The sequence below is a fragment of the Aquimarina aggregata genome (genome assembly GCF_001632745.1).
Lineage (GTDB): Bacteria > Bacteroidota > Bacteroidia > Flavobacteriales > Flavobacteriaceae > Aquimarina > Aquimarina aggregata.
In genome coordinates, this window is sequence record NZ_LQRT01000013.1 from 710127 (window position 1) to 726679 (window position 16553).

16 protein-coding genes are annotated in these 16553 nt (G+C 32.7%); 4 read left to right on the plus strand and 12 right to left on the minus strand.

Going from position 1 to position 16553, the window contains the following annotated elements; translation table 11 throughout:
• Positions 1 to 8: 8 nt before the first annotated feature.
• The 6 genes from AWE51_RS14440 to AWE51_RS14465 all read right to left on the minus strand — a co-directional run bounded on the left by AWE51_RS14440 (position 9) and on the right by AWE51_RS14465 (position 6006).
• Positions 9 to 605 (minus strand): LURP-one-related/scramblase family protein, encoded by a 597-nt coding sequence (locus tag AWE51_RS14440; protein ID WP_066314557.1) that lies wholly within the window; start codon positions 603 to 605, stop codon positions 9 to 11.
• A gap of 83 nt (positions 606 to 688) precedes the next feature.
• The gene (locus tag AWE51_RS14445; RefSeq protein ID WP_066314559.1) at positions 689 to 1822 is read right to left on the minus strand and encodes a hypothetical protein; all 1134 of its coding nucleotides are present in this window, start codon (positions 1820 to 1822) and stop codon (positions 689 to 691) included.
• Positions 1823 to 1953: 131 nt separating this feature from the next.
• Complete coding sequence (locus AWE51_RS14450) at positions 1954 to 3414, minus strand: DUF389 domain-containing protein (protein WP_066314560.1); 1461 nt, start codon at positions 3412 to 3414, stop codon at positions 1954 to 1956.
• A 7-nt stretch (positions 3415 to 3421) separates the two neighbouring features.
• On the minus strand, positions 3422 to 4498 hold the full coding sequence (locus AWE51_RS14455) for a mannose-1-phosphate guanylyltransferase (protein ID WP_066314561.1): 1077 nt from the start codon (positions 4496 to 4498) through the stop codon (positions 3422 to 3424).
• Positions 4499 to 4500: 2 nt separating this feature from the next.
• On the minus strand, positions 4501 to 5097 hold the full coding sequence (locus AWE51_RS14460; RefSeq protein ID WP_066314563.1) for a SprT-like domain-containing protein: 597 nt from the start codon (positions 5095 to 5097) through the stop codon (positions 4501 to 4503).
• Between the two features lie 39 nt (positions 5098 to 5136).
• Positions 5137 to 6006: a DUF4349 domain-containing protein gene (locus AWE51_RS14465; protein WP_066314564.1), complete on the minus strand. Its 870-nt coding sequence runs from the start codon at positions 6004 to 6006 to the stop codon at positions 5137 to 5139.
• A gap of 193 nt (positions 6007 to 6199) precedes the next feature.
• Between AWE51_RS14465 and AWE51_RS14470 the strand changes: the two genes are divergently transcribed.
• The 3 genes from AWE51_RS14470 to AWE51_RS14480 all read left to right on the plus strand — a co-directional run bounded on the left by AWE51_RS14470 (position 6200) and on the right by AWE51_RS14480 (position 8118).
• Positions 6200 to 7045: a hypothetical protein gene (locus AWE51_RS14470; protein WP_157766103.1), complete on the plus strand. Its 846-nt coding sequence runs from the start codon at positions 6200 to 6202 to the stop codon at positions 7043 to 7045.
• Positions 7042 to 7485: a hypothetical protein gene (locus AWE51_RS14475; RefSeq protein ID WP_066314566.1), complete on the plus strand. Its 444-nt coding sequence runs from the start codon at positions 7042 to 7044 to the stop codon at positions 7483 to 7485. The genes AWE51_RS14470 and AWE51_RS14475 overlap by 4 nt, the downstream gene beginning before the upstream one ends.
• Positions 7486 to 7776: 291 nt before the next feature.
• A complete protein-coding gene (locus AWE51_RS14480; RefSeq protein WP_066314568.1) occupies positions 7777 to 8118 on the plus strand; it encodes a hypothetical protein in 342 nt (113 codons plus the stop codon).
• Between the two features lie 20 nt (positions 8119 to 8138).
• Here the strand turns inward: AWE51_RS14480 and AWE51_RS14485 are convergent, their stop codons facing one another.
• From AWE51_RS14485 to porV, 6 genes are all read right to left on the minus strand, one after another.
• The gene (locus tag AWE51_RS14485) at positions 8139 to 8819 is read right to left on the minus strand and encodes an SDR family NAD(P)-dependent oxidoreductase (protein WP_066314569.1); all 681 of its coding nucleotides are present in this window, start codon (positions 8817 to 8819) and stop codon (positions 8139 to 8141) included.
• Between the two features lie 20 nt (positions 8820 to 8839).
• Entirely contained in the window at positions 8840 to 9820 is a 981-nt protein-coding gene (locus tag AWE51_RS14490; protein WP_066314570.1) for a M28 family metallopeptidase, read from the minus strand.
• A gap of 83 nt (positions 9821 to 9903) precedes the next feature.
• Positions 9904 to 11511: a pyruvate dehydrogenase complex dihydrolipoamide acetyltransferase gene (locus AWE51_RS14495; protein ID WP_066314572.1), complete on the minus strand. Its 1608-nt coding sequence runs from the start codon at positions 11509 to 11511 to the stop codon at positions 9904 to 9906.
• A 3-nt stretch (positions 11512 to 11514) separates the two neighbouring features.
• Positions 11515 to 12516, minus strand: a complete 1002-nt coding sequence (gene pdhA / locus AWE51_RS14500) for a pyruvate dehydrogenase (acetyl-transferring) E1 component subunit alpha (protein ID WP_066314573.1) — start codon at positions 12514 to 12516, stop codon at positions 11515 to 11517.
• Positions 12517 to 12665: 149 nt separating this feature from the next.
• On the minus strand, positions 12666 to 13148 hold the full coding sequence (locus tag AWE51_RS14505; protein ID WP_066314574.1) for a cytidine deaminase: 483 nt from the start codon (positions 13146 to 13148) through the stop codon (positions 12666 to 12668).
• A gap of 126 nt (positions 13149 to 13274) precedes the next feature.
• Complete coding sequence (porV, locus tag AWE51_RS14510) at positions 13275 to 14423, minus strand: type IX secretion system outer membrane channel protein PorV (protein ID WP_066314575.1); 1149 nt, start codon at positions 14421 to 14423, stop codon at positions 13275 to 13277.
• A 428-nt stretch (positions 14424 to 14851) separates the two neighbouring features.
• Here porV and gldJ point away from each other — a divergent pair, with 428 nt between their 5' ends.
• Positions 14852 to 16531 carry a gliding motility lipoprotein GldJ gene (gldJ, locus tag AWE51_RS14515; protein ID WP_066314674.1) on the plus strand — a complete coding sequence of 560 codons (1680 nt, stop codon included), beginning with the start codon at positions 14852 to 14854 and terminating at the stop codon, positions 16529 to 16531.
• Positions 16532 to 16553 lie beyond the last annotated feature (22 nt).

A 16553-nucleotide genomic window follows, 5' to 3' on the forward strand; every position in this document is an offset into this window, starting at 1 on the left:
TCTACCATTTATCCTCTTCGTCTTTCTAGTAAAATCATCATCATTAATCCCAATAATATTCGCTCTTGATCGTCTTGATCTATTTGAATTAATTTTGATATTTCAAACTTTCTGCCAAAAAAAGAAGGTTCTTTTTTAAGTCGTATTACAATTTCGTCTTTTGAGTTGACTACTTTGTATGATGGATTAAAAAGGTAACCGGTTAACATACTCAAAACAGGTATTTGTCCTAATAAAGAATCTAAAACTTTAACCCAACCATTTTCTTCTCTAATATGGTATTGCAACTTTTGATGTTGATCGATCAGTTCATATTCGGCTTTCCACAATGATGCCCATCCTTTTCTAGCAATTTTACCCGTTTCATTTCCATGCGCATCAGAGAAACTATATGCCGCAGAAAAATCTATCCACTTATCGGCTTTAATACTAAAATTGACTTTACTTTTGCTCTCATCCTCATAAATAGCAATATCTTCTTTAAGCTTAAACATTTTTTGTTTTACATATGCTACAGTCTTTCCACTGGCATCTTTAGCGGTAAAATCATTTGCTAATGTGGTAATATTAAAAGTAAATTTAATTGGAAATTGTAATTCTTTCATTTTGACGTTTTATTTGACACTTATATTCCAAAAAAAATAGTTCACACATAGGTAAACTATTTTTTTTCTCTTTTTTATTATAACTATTTTCTAGACTCTAATTTTTCAAGTCGCTCTTGTAATTCCAAGAATTTATTAGCTAAAATTTTTAATTCTTCATTCTCTTTTCCAACATTTTCATTTTCGGCCTCTAGCTCATTAATTCTTTTTTCTTGATTAATTGTATATAATGTTAGTTCTTCAATCTTCTGAAGCAACTTTGCGTCCATCTCTCCAAGAAATATTCCCTTTTCCTTAACCTCTTTTGCACTTGGAATATCTTGTAAGTGCCCTTTGATTTTAATATGATCTTCTACCTCTTTTAATGTTGGTAATTTATAATCGTCGTAAAATACAAAATCGGACCAGCCTGTTTCAACTTTAATTTCTTTAGCTCTTATTTTACCATTAACAGCTAGCTTCCAAGCTCCAGGATTTGTGGTTCCTATACCAACACCACTTCCATCTCCTTTGATAGTTACTAATTTTAAATTTCCATTATTGCTATTAAAAGATATATCTTGTGAATCTCTTGTCTCAATTTCTAAATTCAAATTATAGCTCCTAATCTCATTTGCACCTCCAGTATTATTCCTAAAAAGTAAGGTTCCTTCAGTACCCCCAAGCTTTATCCCCTCAGAAGTTCCATATACATCTAATGCAAAATCTGGGGTGATTGTTCCTATTCCAACACCACTTCCATCTCCTTTAATAGTCATCAATCTTGAAGTTCCATTATTACTATTAAAAAATATATCTTGCGTGTCTCTTGTCTCGATTTTTAAATTCAAACCATAACTCCTTATCTCATTTGCACCTCCTGTATTGTTTCTAAAAAGCAAGGTTCCTTCTGAATCTCCAAGTTTTATCCCTTCAGAAGTTCCATATACATCTAATCTGTAACTTGGATTTACAGTACCAATCCCAACATATCCATTGGGTCTAATTGTCATTAAATGATTAGTTCCTTTGTTAAAAAAATGAATATTTCCAATAGTTTTTTCCACACTACCTATATACAACTGATTAGAACCATTAAGCCCAAAAGCCCTTGAAAACCCTGATTCTCCAACTTTTTGAACTCTGATATAATCGGTACTATTATTTAAATCAACATTTTGCGCGCTAATTTCAAAAGTTAATACAAGTAAAATAACTGATAAGATAATATTTCTCATTTTAAATTTAATATTTAGATAGTTATTATAATCTATGTCATCTACATCAAAAATGTTACCTTAAATAATCACTTCTTCACAAATGTAACCGGTATTTTTTTTCGGAAAGATATTATGATTAATCTTAAACGCTACTCTATATGCAGGGTATCTGTTTTCATTTCTTTGGTAATCCATTCTTGTAGTGACCTAACTCTAATAGCATTTAAACTATCTGACACTTTAAATTTCCATCTAGGAAAAATCACCTTTACCGTATCAACTTTTAAGAAATTAGATTGTAAAACCTCACCATACCCTAATCTTTCTAAATCCGGGAAACGTATTTTAGCATCTTTGGCAATACTAGCATAGGGCAATACTTTTACTGGTATTACTTTGTTAGCTTCTCTAAGACTGGTTTCTAAACCTGCTATCTGAATTTTAAGGTCTTCAATCTCATCCAAAAGTTGACTGTTTTCTTTTTCTAAACGATTAATTTGTTCTATCGACCTGTCATAAGCTTTCGACACTTGGTCAATACCTCTGGCTTTGTTTCCTCTTACAGTAAGTTTAAAATCACTTATGCTTTCATATTTTAAAATTTCATTATGCAAATCACTTGCTGTGGCCTCTGAAATTTCACCGTCAAAAAATAATTTTAACGTTCTATTATTATAATCATATATAGGCTTTCTTAGATACAGATTTTCATTAGCATCTACCTCGTTTGCAATAAAGCTTTCAAAATCCCCATACGCTTTACTTTCATTAAGAGTAACCCAAAACGTATACAGCGCAGGTATCATAACTACTAATGCCAGAATAGAAGCTATTCGAGCTGTTAATTTTCTTTTGGCAGAATTAGCATATCTAATCATCGGGAATCTCAACAACTTCAGCACTAGAAAAGTTGCTAAACCAATAAAAATTGTATTAATAATAAAAAGATACATTGCCCCTATGGCATAATCATATTTACCTATTGCTAACCCAAAACCAACCGTACATAATGGCGGCATTAAAGCTGTAGCAATTGCCACACCAAAAATTACACTGGCTATTGTTCCTTTTTTAGTTCTGGCAATAATTAGTGCCATACCTCCAAAGAAGGCTATCAATACATCTCTTATATCGGGTTTTGTTCTTGCTAATAACTCTGAAGATTCTTCTTTAAGAGGAAACAACCAGAAAAACAACCATGCTGTAATCACACTAAGCACAACCATTACTACAAAATTCACTAATGATTTTCTTAATGTGTCTATATCATTAACTGCAATTGACATTCCCATACCTAAAATAGGCCCCATAAGGGGTGATATTAACATGGCTCCAATAACTACAGGTATCGAATTTGCATTTAGCCCTATAGAGGCAATAAAGATTGAACAAATTAAAATCCAAGCAGTAGCTCCTTTAAATGGGATATCAGCCTTAATTAATTCTATTGTACTTTCTCGATCTGTATCATTTCGAAAATCAAGTAATTCTTTCAAAAAAGTTGAAAAACTTTTAAACAACCCTTTTGCATCTTGTTTTACAGCTTCTTTCTGCTGCTCTACTTTTTGATCTTGAGTTTTATTATTAAATTCTTCTTTATTTTCTTCCATTAGTATATTATCCGTATTGTTCTCCGTAGGTTTCCTTTACTTTTTTAAGCACTTCTTTGATATCTTGTTCCTTTTTTTTAGGGTAAATGAGTAACACATCTTCCTTATCCACTATGATATAGTCTTGTAATCCATCAACTACTACTATTTTATTATTAGCAGTTCTAATCATATTACCCGAAGCGTCTTGTGGTAAAACACGAGTATTAACTATAGCATTTTTATCATCTGTTTTATCTAATTTATCATACAATGACCCCCATGTACCCAGATCGTTCCAATCAAAAACAGCGGGTAAAACATATACATTCTTAGCTTTTTCTATAATAGCATAATCGATAGATATGTTTTCTGCCAATGCATAGTTATCTGCTATAAAGTTTTTTTCATTTTCTGTATTATATAAGCTTTCTCCTTTTCTGAACAAAGCTGTCATTTCTTCTTGAAACACTTCAAATGCTTTTATTATACTAGAAACACTCCATATAAAAATACCTGCATTCCATAGATAATTTCCTTCACTTAAAAACACCTTAGCCGTATCATAATTAGGCTTTTCTGTAAACTGTGTAACTTCCTTAATAGGATCACTTTCTTCGAGGTATTGAATATATCCATATCCTGTATTAGGAAAAGTAGGCTTAATACCTAATGTCATTAAGATATCCTTTTGCGAACATGCAACAAAACAATCTTTTAGATTTGAAACAAAAGCATCTTCATCCTCTATCCAATGATCGCTTGGTGCGACTACCATTACGGCATCTGGGTTTTCTTTTTCTATTTTCATTGCAGCATACAAAATACAAGGAGCTGTATTTCGCATTGCAGGTTCGGTTACAACCTGTCTTTGCTCTATCTTAGGTAATTGTTCCAGAACCAAATCATTATACCTTTCATTGGTAAGAATAAATATATTCTCTGCAGGCACTATTTTAGCTAAGCGCTCAAAAGTACGTTGAATTAAGGTTTCCCCGGTTCCTAACATATCGTGAAACTGTTTTGGAAATTCTGTTGTACTTACAGGCCAAAATCTTGATCCTACTCCACCGGCCATTAATATGGCATAATAATTTTTATTCATAGTTAGTTTAAAAGTTCTACTTCTGCATTGGGGTTAAACAGATAGATTCTACCAGTATTAAGCTCTACACATTCATATCGTTTTACCTTCTTATTCCCTTTTTTAAAGATTTTTCCGTTATACAATCTAAATGTACTACCTAAAGGTAACTCAAAAATGTAGTTTTTATCACTTTTAGGATCGTATTGTTTTAGTGCCAAAGACAATTTCTCATCTGTATCACTACTCGCCCTTGGATTTTTAAAATGCTTAGCTAATACTGGTAATAATTTTGAGGGAAAAACTTCGGGGTGAATATAAGGCAACATAAGTTGCTGAAAAGTCTTCTTCCACTCAATACCATGGGGTTTTATATAGCGTCCATATTTCTCAAAAGCTATTAAATGAGCAATCTCATGCACTAGGGTAATTAAAAAACGATATTTATTTAACGAAGCATTTACAGTAATCTGATGTCTACCATCGGGCATTTTGCGATAATCACCATGTCGTGTTACACGTTCATTTACAATTTTTAAATGCACATTACACTTAACGACTAGGTCAAATGCCATATCAATAGCACGTTCTGGGATATATCTTGCAAGTATTTCCTTCACCTTTGCAAAATACAAAATTAACTTTATCACAATGCATCCCTAATTTAATATTTTTCTATTTCTTATTATCCTAAAATAAACCAAAATTATAAGTCCCAAAACAATCAATGGCCAAATATAGAATACTATAAGAATCAAACCTTTAATTAATGACCAGCCAAAAGATAGTCCCTCTTGAGCATTATCAAAAAAACCAGGTTCATAGGTCTCTGGTTCTTTTTTGGGAATTACAGTTTCGTACATATCGAGTTGAATGGTACTATATGAAACTTTATTTCCCAAGTAATTTAACCTAGCTTGAGCAGATTCTATCTCTTCCTGAAGTTCATTAAGTTTATCTTCTGCCAATAAAATATCTTCTACAGTTTTAGCGCTAGTGCGCAAGATGTTTTCATATCGCTGTTTTACTTCTAATTTGGTTTTTAAACGTGAGCTAATATCAATGTATTCTTCTGTTACATCAATTGTAGAAACATTTTTATACTCTACAAATTCTGAAAGTTCACAAATTTGGTTTAATACTGTATCAAAATGATCTTTAGGAATTCTAATTGTGAAACGGTTTTCTTTAGTAGTATTGGTATTGGTAAAACGTTCATCTGAGACATAGCCATCATATTTTCTAGCTATATTTTTGGCCAATTGTGTCGCTTTTTCTACATTTTTTACCTTAATCTTAGAAGTCGCATTTTTTATAATCTTAAGACGCCTATCCACTCCTATCTTGTTCGCCTCCCGATCATCATTTGTTTCAAAAGAATTTAGAACAGGTTGTTCTCCTGTAGTTTTAAGAGGAATATTTTCTAGCGCAATATCATTTAACTTCGATTCTTTTGAGCAGGAAATACTTAAAAGCAATATAACTACTAACATTACAATACCTACCTCACTTAATTTGTTTGATTTCATTTTTATATTTTTATATTGTTAATCTGAAAGCAAACCTATTCGAGTTTTTGTTTCATCCTTTGTAGAACGCTTGTATAATAGTTGTAAATTATTTTACAAACTTCAAATAACTTATTATCAAAACAATACAACTATTACGCCTGAAGATAAAATAGTATTCGAACTCCTTAAAGAAGCTGTAGCACAAAAGTTTTTGAAAAACAATTCTGCTTCAAACCCTGATATTTCTAAATGGAAAGGACAAGATATTATTTCGTTTCAAGAAGATTTACAGAGATACACTAAAACAAGTATTAGTGAAAAGTCTTTTTATAGTTACTTTAAAAATTCAACAGAAAAGTTACCGCGAGTAGATATACTTACCATGTTGTCTCAATATTGTGGTTATTCAAATTGGAATGATTTTAAAGAAAAGAAACTTTCTTCTAATGTTTTTAAAAAGAAGAAGAGAACTCCTAAATGGTTTGTAATTATAGTATCGAGTCTTGGTTTGGTAGGCATCCTATTATTATTAATTCCAACAAAACACACTTTTAATTTTTGTTTCATAGATCAAGATCGAAATCAACCCATAACCCGAATCCCTCTTGATATAATCATCCTTAATGATAAAGAGTCTCAATTTTATACAAAAAGTGATAGTTTAGGATGTTTTTCATGGAAAACTACTGATGATTATATTCATTTTGTAGTGCAATCACCGTATCATAAAACTGATACTATATACCGAATTGCGGCATCTGAAAATCAAGAATATCTAAAAGTAAGAACAAATGATTATGCATTAATGCTTCATTATTATGCAAACGGAAAGATAGAAGATTGGAAAAATCGAAAAAAAGAACTATCACGAATGATTTCAGACGATGTCACAATAATGCAAATATTACCACATGGATTAGGAATAGAAATATATAGTAAAAATGATTTCATCAACACGTTAACCACACCGACAGAAAGCTTAAAAAATATTGAGATTATAGAATCTCAAAGAAAAAATGAACAGATTGTAAAACTAAAATTTAGAATAAAATCATGAAACAGTTTGTTTTGATAATTGTAATCTTAGTAACATCTGGATGTGCTAACAATTCATCCAAAGAGTTAGATAATTTAGCTCCCAATGCTGACATCACTGAAAAAGAAGTTATTCTTTCAGAAGAAGATGCATATAGTATCCTAATTAAGCAAAAACTTCAAGAACATATTGATAAGTACATCATAGCACAAAATCATCCAAGTTTCTCAATAGAAAAGGAAAACGAATACTTATTTTCAGAACAGCGTAAACTAATTAAAGATGTAGATCTTGTATCACCTTTAAAGATGATTTCTGACTCTATAAAAGTCACAAAAACAAAAGTTGTATTCAATTCGGGGATAGACACGATTTATACATATATCAAAACTTCACAAACCATAGTAGATGGAAAACTATTAAAGACAGTAAAATTACGTTTCGAAAGAGGCAAAAATTAAGAATCTAATTTCATCTCACTTATTATTAAAGGTTCTACTTATACTCTCATTCAGGTTTACGAAAAAAAATAATGCCTTCATTTCTAGTAAACCATCTCAAAAAACCTTCTATAATTAACCTCTAATTAAGGTTTTCAACCACTAAAAACATGCTAAAACCATAAATAAAATGGTTTTTAAGCGTTAAAAAAACACGATTCATCGAGTTTTCATTTATTTCAATCTACTGTATATCAATTATTAATATTTTTAAATCACAACAATTTAACATTTCATTCACAAACTAACCTCATGAAAACTTCTTTAACCATCGTCTTCTTTGTTATATGTCTTGGTAGTTTTGCGCAAACCCAAATCGAACCTAAAGAAAAAAAAATGCTTCAGAAATTGGCTGTCCAAAAAACAATTGAACTACAGAAAGAACTAAATTTAACCTTGTACACCAGCAGAATTCTTGAAAAAACAATTTATCAGTATTCTGTCAAAGCTAATGAAGTTATACAATCGAATTTATCTGAAAAAGAAAAGTCAAAAAATCTAAGCAATCTAGTATACTTTCAGAATCAAGAATTTAAAAAAGTACTTACTGTGCAACAGTTTTACCAATATCTTGAACTTAAAAATAAGTATTGATATAGGTTCATAAATATGAGTTAAGGTGTGCTATTTGACACTTGCAAAACCTTGCCGTTGTAAAATTTATGTCCTGTAAGGGCAAAATTTTTGATATAAGTTGCCATTTCTATTGCTGTTAATGGGGCTTGATACCCTGGAAAAGCCTCTTCTAACATTTCTGTTTGCACAGCTCCAAGAGCCAACACGTTAAAAGCAATACCGCTTTCTTTATATTCTTCTGCTAGTAATTCACTTAATGTGATCACTGCTCCCTTACTAGAACTATATGCAGAAAGACCCGGGAATTTTGCACTACCCTGAATCCCTCCCATACTGCTTATGGTTACCACATGACTTTCTCTTTTCATAAACGGTAATACTCTACGAGTGATCTCTGCAACACCAAAAACATTAACTTTATATACATCTTCAAAATCCTTTGAAGAAATCTCACTAAAAGGTTTATTTAGCAGTTTTCCGGCATTATTAATCAATATATCTACTTGTTTCCATTCTGTAGAAATGTATTCAACCATATTATCTAGATCTTTTGATGTAGAAATATCAAATGAAAACGCATGAATATTTTTATGGTTAACATTAAGTATAGGCTTCTCATTCCTGGATAATGCCAAAACATTGTGCCCACTATCTGCACATAATTTTGCTAATTCATAACCAATACCTCTACTGGCCCCAGTGATAATAATATTCTTCATAGTTTTTCGATAAACTCTATTTAATTTAATGTAATTTCTTTAGTTGGCGTACGGCATATATTTACTATTGATGGCAAACAATTATTAATCAATTTTGCCATAAACTCAAAATTCATTTCAGAAACCTCGTCATCTACATGATGATAATAGTTATAATTTGTAAAATCAAATGTAGATATGGTCTGACAAGGCACATTAAATTCTTTATAAAAAGGGTAATTATCACTTCGTTGAAACAATTGAAACTCTTTTGCTTTCGGCAAAAATCCTACAAGCTCACTTTTAGAATATTCATTAATCTTGTCTGCCATATTTGATTTTTCATATCCCGTTATATAGGCTTCGTATGATTTTTCATTTAAAGGAACTCCAATCATTTCAAAATTAACCATAGTATATAGGTCAATATTTTTCTCTTTTAACACCTTAGCCAAATGTTTAGAACCTAATAGTCCTTTTTCTTCGGCTCCAAAAAGAACAAACAACACACTACGTTTATTCTTTTTTATCTTAGCCAATTGTTTTGCTAAAGATATCACCGCAGTACTTCCTGCTGCATTATCATTTGCTCCATTAGCTATAACATCACCATTAACTTCTTTTGCTGTACCAATATGATCAAGATGTGCTCCTATGATTACAAATTCTTCTTTTAAATCTTTATCAATACCTTCTAAATACCCAACAACGTTAAATGTTTCGACTCCTTTAGCCAAAAAAGAATCTTTATACTTTTCAAAATATGGGCGTACCCCAACTTCTTTAAATTCTTTTTCTACAAATTGAGCCGCACTTTCTAATCCTTTACTACCAGTATCTCTACCCTCTAATTTATCATTAGCCAAAAAATTCATTATTTCTTCAACTTCACCAGCTGTAACATTTCCTTTCAAAAAAGAACTAGTAACAGATGTATCTTTCTCTTTAGATTGCGCTATTGTACCTTGTTTACAATTTACAAAAACCAAAAAAATCAATAGCACACTTAAACATTGTTTCATCTTAAATACGTTTTGAGATAAAGATAAAAAAATCCCACTTCGAAAGAAGCAGGATTTCTGTATTTTGATATTTATTTCTTGGATTACGCCAGCATTGTTACTGGGTTCTCAAGATATTTCTGTAATGTTTGTAAAAACTGTGCTCCTGTAGCTCCATCCACAGTTCTATGATCACAAGCCAACGTAACTTTCATTGTATTTCCAACAACTACTGCTCCATTTTTAACTACCGGCTTTTCTACAATTGCTCCTACAGATAAAATTGCAGAATTGGGCTGGTTAATAATAGAAGTAAACTCCTGAATACCAAACATCCCAAGATTAGATACTGTAAAAGTACTACCGCTCATTTCTTGCGGAGTTAACTTTTTATCTCTAGCTCTAGTTGCTAAATCTCTTACTTTCACATCAATTTCCATAATATTCATATGATCTGTAAAAGGTAATACCGGAACTACTAGCCCATCTGGTACAGCTACTGCCACACCAATACTTATATGTTTATTATATACGGTTACATCGTCTTTCCATGTAGTATTTACTTTAGGATGCCTTCTTAAAGCCATTGCACAAGCCTTAACTACCATATCATTAAAAGAGACTTTTGTATCTGGCAGCTCATTAATAATTTTACGAGAAGAAATGGCATTATCCATATTTACTTCAATTGTAAGATAATAATGTGGTGCTGTAAATTTAGAAGCAGAAAGGCTTTTTGCTATTGCCTTACGCATTTGCGAATTCTTAACTTCTTCAAAACTAACTTCACCTGCCGGAGTAAATGTTTGTACCGCAGGAGATGCATTAGTTTCTTTTATAGTAGTATCTATTGCAGGTGCTGCACTAGGTGTAAACGATTCTATATCTTTTTTAACGATTCTTCCGTTCTCACCAGTTCCTTTAACTTGTGAAAGATCGATACCTTTATCTGCCGCTATCTTTTTTGCTAACGGGGAAGCAAATACTCTGCCTCCACTTGCTGTTGTTGCAGTGACTTCTATTTTAGTTTCTGTTTTTACTTCTTCTGTTGAAGATTGAGTCTTAGGTTCGGAAGTAGTTACACTCCCTCCATCCTTAATCCCCGAAACATCAGTTCCTGCAGGACCTATAATGGCTAATAATTTATCTACAGCAGCAGTTTGACCTTCTTCTATACCTATATGTAATAAAGTACCGTTGTAAAAAGACTCAAATTCCATCGTAGCTTTATCAGTCTCTATCTCTGCTAAAATATCACCTTCTTCAACAGTATCTCCTACTTTCTTTAACCATGTTGCTACTGTTCCTTCTTCCATCGTATCACTAAGGCGTGGCATTGTAATAATTTCAACACCTTCTGGCACAGAAGTACTTTCAGAAGAGGTTTCTTCTGATGCTGCATTAGCTTCTTCTTTGGGAGCTTCAGCAGTCGCAGTTGAGCTACTACCATTTAGTAATCCCGAAATATCTTCTCCTTCATCACCAATAATGGCTAAAAGTTGATCTACGGGAGCAGTTTCTCCTTCTTGAATACCTACATGAAGTAATGTTCCTTCGTAAAAGGACTCAAATTCCATAGTTGCTTTATCGGTTTCTATCTCTGCTAAGATATCCCCTTCACTAACTTTATCTCCTTTTTTAACAAGCCACTTTGCAACAACACCTTCTTCCATAGTGTCACTCAATCGTGGCATATTTATTACTGTAGCCATATTTTATTGTGGTTTGTGTGATAAGAATGGGTAGTCTTCTTGCTCATAAACAACATCATACATCACGTTCTTTTCTGGAAATGGTGATTCTTCAGCAAATTTCTGGCATTCTGCCACCCTATCTTTTACTCTTTTATCTATAATTGCAATTTCTTCGTCACTTGCATACTTTTTCTCTTTGATAATATCTAGTACTTGAGTGATCGGATCAATTTTTTGGTATTCTGCTACTTCTTCTTTAGTACGATATTTCTGAGCATCACTCATTGAATGCCCTCTATATCTATATGTTTTTAATTCTAAGAAAGTAGGACCTCCTCCTGTTCTTGCTCTAGTTATTGCTTCGTCAAAAGCCTCTGCAACTTTAACAGGATTCATAGCATCTACAGGACCACTTGGCATTTCATACCCTAGTCCTAATTTCCATATATCTGTATGATTTGCTGTTCTTTCAACAGAAGTCCCCATGGCATATCCATTGTTTTCAACACAGAATACTACAGGTAAATTCCAAAGCATTGCTAAATTGAAGGTTTCATGTAATGATCCTTGACGAGCCGCTCCGTCACCAAAGAAAGTTAATGTCACAGCATCACTTTTCTTATACTTATCTGCAAAGGCTAAACCTGCACCTAAAGGTATTTGACCTCCTACAATACCATGACCTCCATAGAAACGATGTTCTTTTGAGAAAATATGCATTGATCCTCCTAAACCTTGAGAAGTTCCTGTGCCTTTCCCAAATAATTCGGCCATTACTCTTTTAGGATCTACCCCCATTCCAATAGGCTGTACATGATTACGGTAAGCAGTAATCATTTTATCTTTGGTAAGGTCCATTGCATGTAGTGCTCCTGCTAGAATAGCTTCTTGGCCATTATACAAGTGTAAAAATCCTCTTACTTTTTGCTGAATGTATACTTGAGCAAGCTTATCTTCAAACTTTCTCCAGAAAAGCATTTCTTCGTACCAATTTAGGTAAACTTCTTTGGTTATTTTTTTCATTTGCAATTGTGCTGATGTGTGTATAACAAATCAGTTTTGACACTGATAATCATTTAATATTTCTCCTAATTTATTAAGAGAACGAAAAACAAAAATAACATATTCACAATTAAGGGAAAAGCCCTTTGCTGATAAAATCAACGAAAACGTTATAAATATGAATTATCAAAAATAAGGGGCAATAAATTAGATAAAGAAGAAGATTTGACCACTTTTCCTGTTTCTCCCATAAAATAAATCGTAATAGGCTTATTTTGTTTTAGCTCATATTCTGCAATTGATTGCCTGCATGCTCCACAAGGAGGCGTTGGAGTAACTAACTGATGCTTTAGTGACTTAGCAGTTAGCGCCATTATTAAAACGGGGACATCAGGATAATTTGCTCCGGCATAATATATAGCCGTTCGCTCTGCACATAATCCTGAAGGATAGCAAGCATTCTCTTGATTATTTCCTAAAACTACTTCTCCGTTCTCCAATAGCAAAGCCGCTCCTACTAAAAATTCTGAATATGGAGCATATGCTTTATCTCTTATAGCCATCGATTTCTGCATTAATTGCTGAATGTCTTTTGGCAATTCATCAAATGAATCATATACTTGCAACGTTGACTTTATCTCTATTTCTTTCATTTTATCTTATAATCTCGCTTCTTAATTTACTAGTAATGCAATAGCCTTACAATGTACTACAAACAAAAAAAAGTATCAAACCGTAGCTTGATACTTTTCTTAAAATATTGTGATACTTAGAAATGATTAATAATATTCATCTCCAAAATTAAATGTAAGACCAAAACGTAGTGTACCTTCTAAAGGACTTTTAACCGCTGATGTTGAAAATAAATATGAAACATCTAGGTTAACTACATTGTATCTAAATCCTGTTCCTAAAGAAAGAAATTTACGCGCTCCTTTTTCTTCACTTTCGTTAAAATATCCTGCTCTAAAAGCAAAAACATCACGATACATATATTCTGCACCTAAAGACCATGTGATTTCTTTCAGTTCTTCACTAAAACCTCCATCAGCATCTCCCCATGAAGAGAAAACTGCTCCGAAAGAATCAATCTCTTGATATTCTCTATTATCATCTGCATCAATATCGCCATCATTATCAAAATCTTGAGGAGTAGGAACTAACAATTTACTAAATTCTATAGATGGTGAAATTCTATTATCATCATCGAGAATAAAATCAAAACCAGCACCTATTCTAAAATTAGTTGGAATAAAGTTTTCCTGACCTGAATCATCATAACTAATTTTTGGTCCTAAATTTGAAATAGTAGCACCTGCTCTCCATCTACCATTAAAAGAATTGAATGCAATTTCTTCACTTTGATAGAAACCAGCAATATCTACACCAACACTTCCTGCCGCACTTGCGTCATCTGCATTTTCTGTCTGCAATCTCAAATCAGATCTAAGATAACGTCCAGCTACAGCCATAGAAAAATTCTCACTTAATTTTAACGTATAAGAAAGGTCTATAGTAAATTCATTCGGTCTTTGTGTATTTGAAGCACCATCTGCAGTTTGTCTGAACTCTATATCTCCCAAACTAAAGTATCTAAAACTTGCAGCAACCGCACTAGTCTCAGTAATACGATTATAATAATTCAAATTTCCTAAAAATATATCATTCACCAAGTTACTAAGGTATGGTGTATAATTCACACCCACTCCTTGCTTACTTTTAGCAAATACGTATTTAGCAGGATTCCATTGTTGAGAAAAGGCATCTGCTGAAGTAGCAACTCCCTGATCTGCTAAACCTGCTGCTCTAGCATCTGCAGCAATTAATAAAAATGGTGTGGCTGTTGTAATCGCTCTATTCTCTTGAGCGTTGATATTAAAATTAAAGAGTGTCAGTAATATAATACCAGCAATAAGTGTGTTTTTCATACCTGCAATAATTGAGTTTGACAAATATATAGTTATTTAGTGATTAAAAAATAGTGTGTAATTTGTTTTTTTTTACTACACTCTACTGTTAACGTTTAATTTACTTATATCTTATATAATCTTCGCAATTTAAATAAATAAAGCCTCAAAAAGGGTTATCATATGTACTAAACTAGAGTACAAATGGTTTTTTTTAGTAAAAATCTTCTATTGGAATTATAGATAAAAAGTGTTTTTTCAGAAAAGTTTAAATTTCTTAGATTTTATTTGGTCATCAATAATAATTTTAGAAATATTGCGTTAAACCAAAGTCGTTAGAAATTCACAAAAAATCGTGAATTGATAATATTTTACAAAAATTAGGGTAATTTTAACGTTTATTAATTATATTGCAAGCCCTAATTTCTACTTTTAACGAACTTAAGATTATGAAAAACGCGTTTATTATTAAGTCGCTAATGGCGCTTTCCGTTAGTGTATTGCTCATCAGTTGTTCTCAAAACGACTATGGGAGCAGTTCTAGGGCCACAGGTTGGAAATACAATTCCAAAGAAGGTGGTTTCCAGGTTGCTACAAATTACAAAGAACAAGAGACAGGACCGGGTCTTGTATTTATCGAAGGAGGAACGTACACCATGGGACGTGTACAGGACGACGTAATGCACGACTGGAACAACACCCCTACTCAACAGCATGTTCAATCATTTTACATGGATGAAACAGAGGTTACCAACATCATGTATTTAGAATATTTAGATTGGTTAAAAGGAGTTTACCCTCCTACAGAACCAAAATACAGAAATATCTATTATGGTGCCCTTCCTGATACATTAGTATGGAGAAATCGTCTTGGGTTTAACGAAATGATGACCAATAACTATCTTAGACACCCTGCATACGCTAACTACCCTGTAGTTGGAGTTAATTGGATTCAGGCAGTCGAGTTTAGTAACTGGAGGACTAATCGTGTTAATGAAAGAATTCTTGAAGAAGAACAAGTAATAAAACCAAATGCTCCTTTTGAAGATGTTTCTGCAGAAAGTACTTTTGACACAGAAACATACTTAAACGCTCCTTCACAAACATACGGAGGTAATGATGAAGCTACTAGAGGTGGTAAAAAATCAGAGCAGTACGAAAAAAGAAATGACTCAACTGGTCTATATATACAACGTAAGGATGGACTACTATTACCGAAGTACAGACTCCCAACAGAAGCGGAGTGGGAATATGCCGCTTTAGGTCTTGTAGAAATCAGAAGTTATAATATTTATAGAGGTAGAAAAAAATACCCTTGGACTGGTAAATATACACGTTCAGGAAACAGAAGAACTCGCGGAGATCAATTAGCAAACTTCAAACAAGGTGATGGTGACTATGGTGGTATCGCAGGTTGGAGTGATGATGGCGCAGATATTACTGCACCTGTTAAATCTTATGACCCTAACGATTACGGACTATATGACATGGCTGGAAATGTAGCTGAATGGGTAGCAGATGTATATAGACCTATCGTAGATGATGAATACAATGACTTTAACTACTATAGAGGAAATGTTTATACAAAAAATGCTATAAACCCAGACGGTACAGTTAAAGTAGTTATGACAGATTCTATTGTTTATGACACATTAAGTAACGGTAAGATCATCGCTAGAGTTTTACCAGGTGGAATTTTACAGGTACCTATCGATGATGAAGATACGTACATGAGAACTAACTTTACTGATAGTGATAATATAAACTATAGAGATGGTGACAAAAACTCTTCAAGATATTTTGAATCTTATCAAGATGGAGGTGGTGAGCCAAGCAAAAGAATGTATAATGCTCCTATTCATTACGTAGGTCCAAGTGCTGAAGACAGTACAAAAATGGACAGAAAATATGATGAATCTAGTAAAAGAACTACGCTTATTGGTGATGATGTAAGAGTATACAAAGGAGGTTCTTGGAAAGATAGAGCATATTGGTTAGATCCAGCGCAAAGAAGATTCATGCCTCAAGATATGGCAACGGATTATATTGGTTTCAGAAATGCAATGTCTCGAGTTGGTACCAAAGCAAAAAAGCAAAAGACTCCTAGACACCAAAAGCCAAGAAAATAGTATTAAGAAATAAATGTTCGTT

Bases quoted from the DNA above. Each gene is read 5' to 3' on its own strand.
- AWE51_RS14440 (WP_066314557.1), bottom strand. From the start codon at position 605: ATGAAAGAATTACAATTTCCAATTAAATTTACTTTTAATATTACCACA.
- AWE51_RS14445 (WP_066314559.1), bottom strand. From the start codon at position 1,822: ATGAGAAATATTATCTTATCAGTTATTTTACTTGTATTAACTTTTGAA.
- AWE51_RS14450 (WP_066314560.1), bottom strand. From the start codon at position 3,414: ATGGAAGAAAATAAAGAAGAATTTAATAATAAAACTCAAGATCAAAAA.
- AWE51_RS14455 (WP_066314561.1), bottom strand. From the start codon at position 4,498: ATGAATAAAAATTATTATGCCATATTAATGGCCGGTGGAGTAGGATCA.
- AWE51_RS14465 (WP_066314564.1), bottom strand. From the start codon at position 6,006: ATGAAATCAAACAAATTAAGTGAGGTAGGTATTGTAATGTTAGTAGTT.
- AWE51_RS14475 (WP_066314566.1), top strand. From the start codon at position 7,042: ATGAAACAGTTTGTTTTGATAATTGTAATCTTAGTAACATCTGGATGT.
- AWE51_RS14480 (WP_066314568.1), top strand. From the start codon at position 7,777: ATGAAAACTTCTTTAACCATCGTCTTCTTTGTTATATGTCTTGGTAGT.
- AWE51_RS14485 (WP_066314569.1), bottom strand. From the start codon at position 8,819: ATGAAGAATATTATTATCACTGGGGCCAGTAGAGGTATTGGTTATGAA.
- AWE51_RS14490 (WP_066314570.1), bottom strand. From the start codon at position 9,820: ATGAAACAATGTTTAAGTGTGCTATTGATTTTTTTGGTTTTTGTAAAT.
- AWE51_RS14495 (WP_066314572.1), bottom strand. From the start codon at position 11,511: ATGGCTACAGTAATAAATATGCCACGATTGAGTGACACTATGGAAGAA.
- pdhA (WP_066314573.1), bottom strand. From the start codon at position 12,516: ATGAAAAAAATAACCAAAGAAGTTTACCTAAATTGGTACGAAGAAATG.
- AWE51_RS14505 (WP_066314574.1), bottom strand. From the start codon at position 13,148: ATGAAAGAAATAGAGATAAAGTCAACGTTGCAAGTATATGATTCATTT.
- porV (WP_066314575.1), bottom strand. From the start codon at position 14,423: ATGAAAAACACACTTATTGCTGGTATTATATTACTGACACTCTTTAAT.
- gldJ (WP_066314674.1), top strand. From the start codon at position 14,852: ATGAAAAACGCGTTTATTATTAAGTCGCTAATGGCGCTTTCCGTTAGT.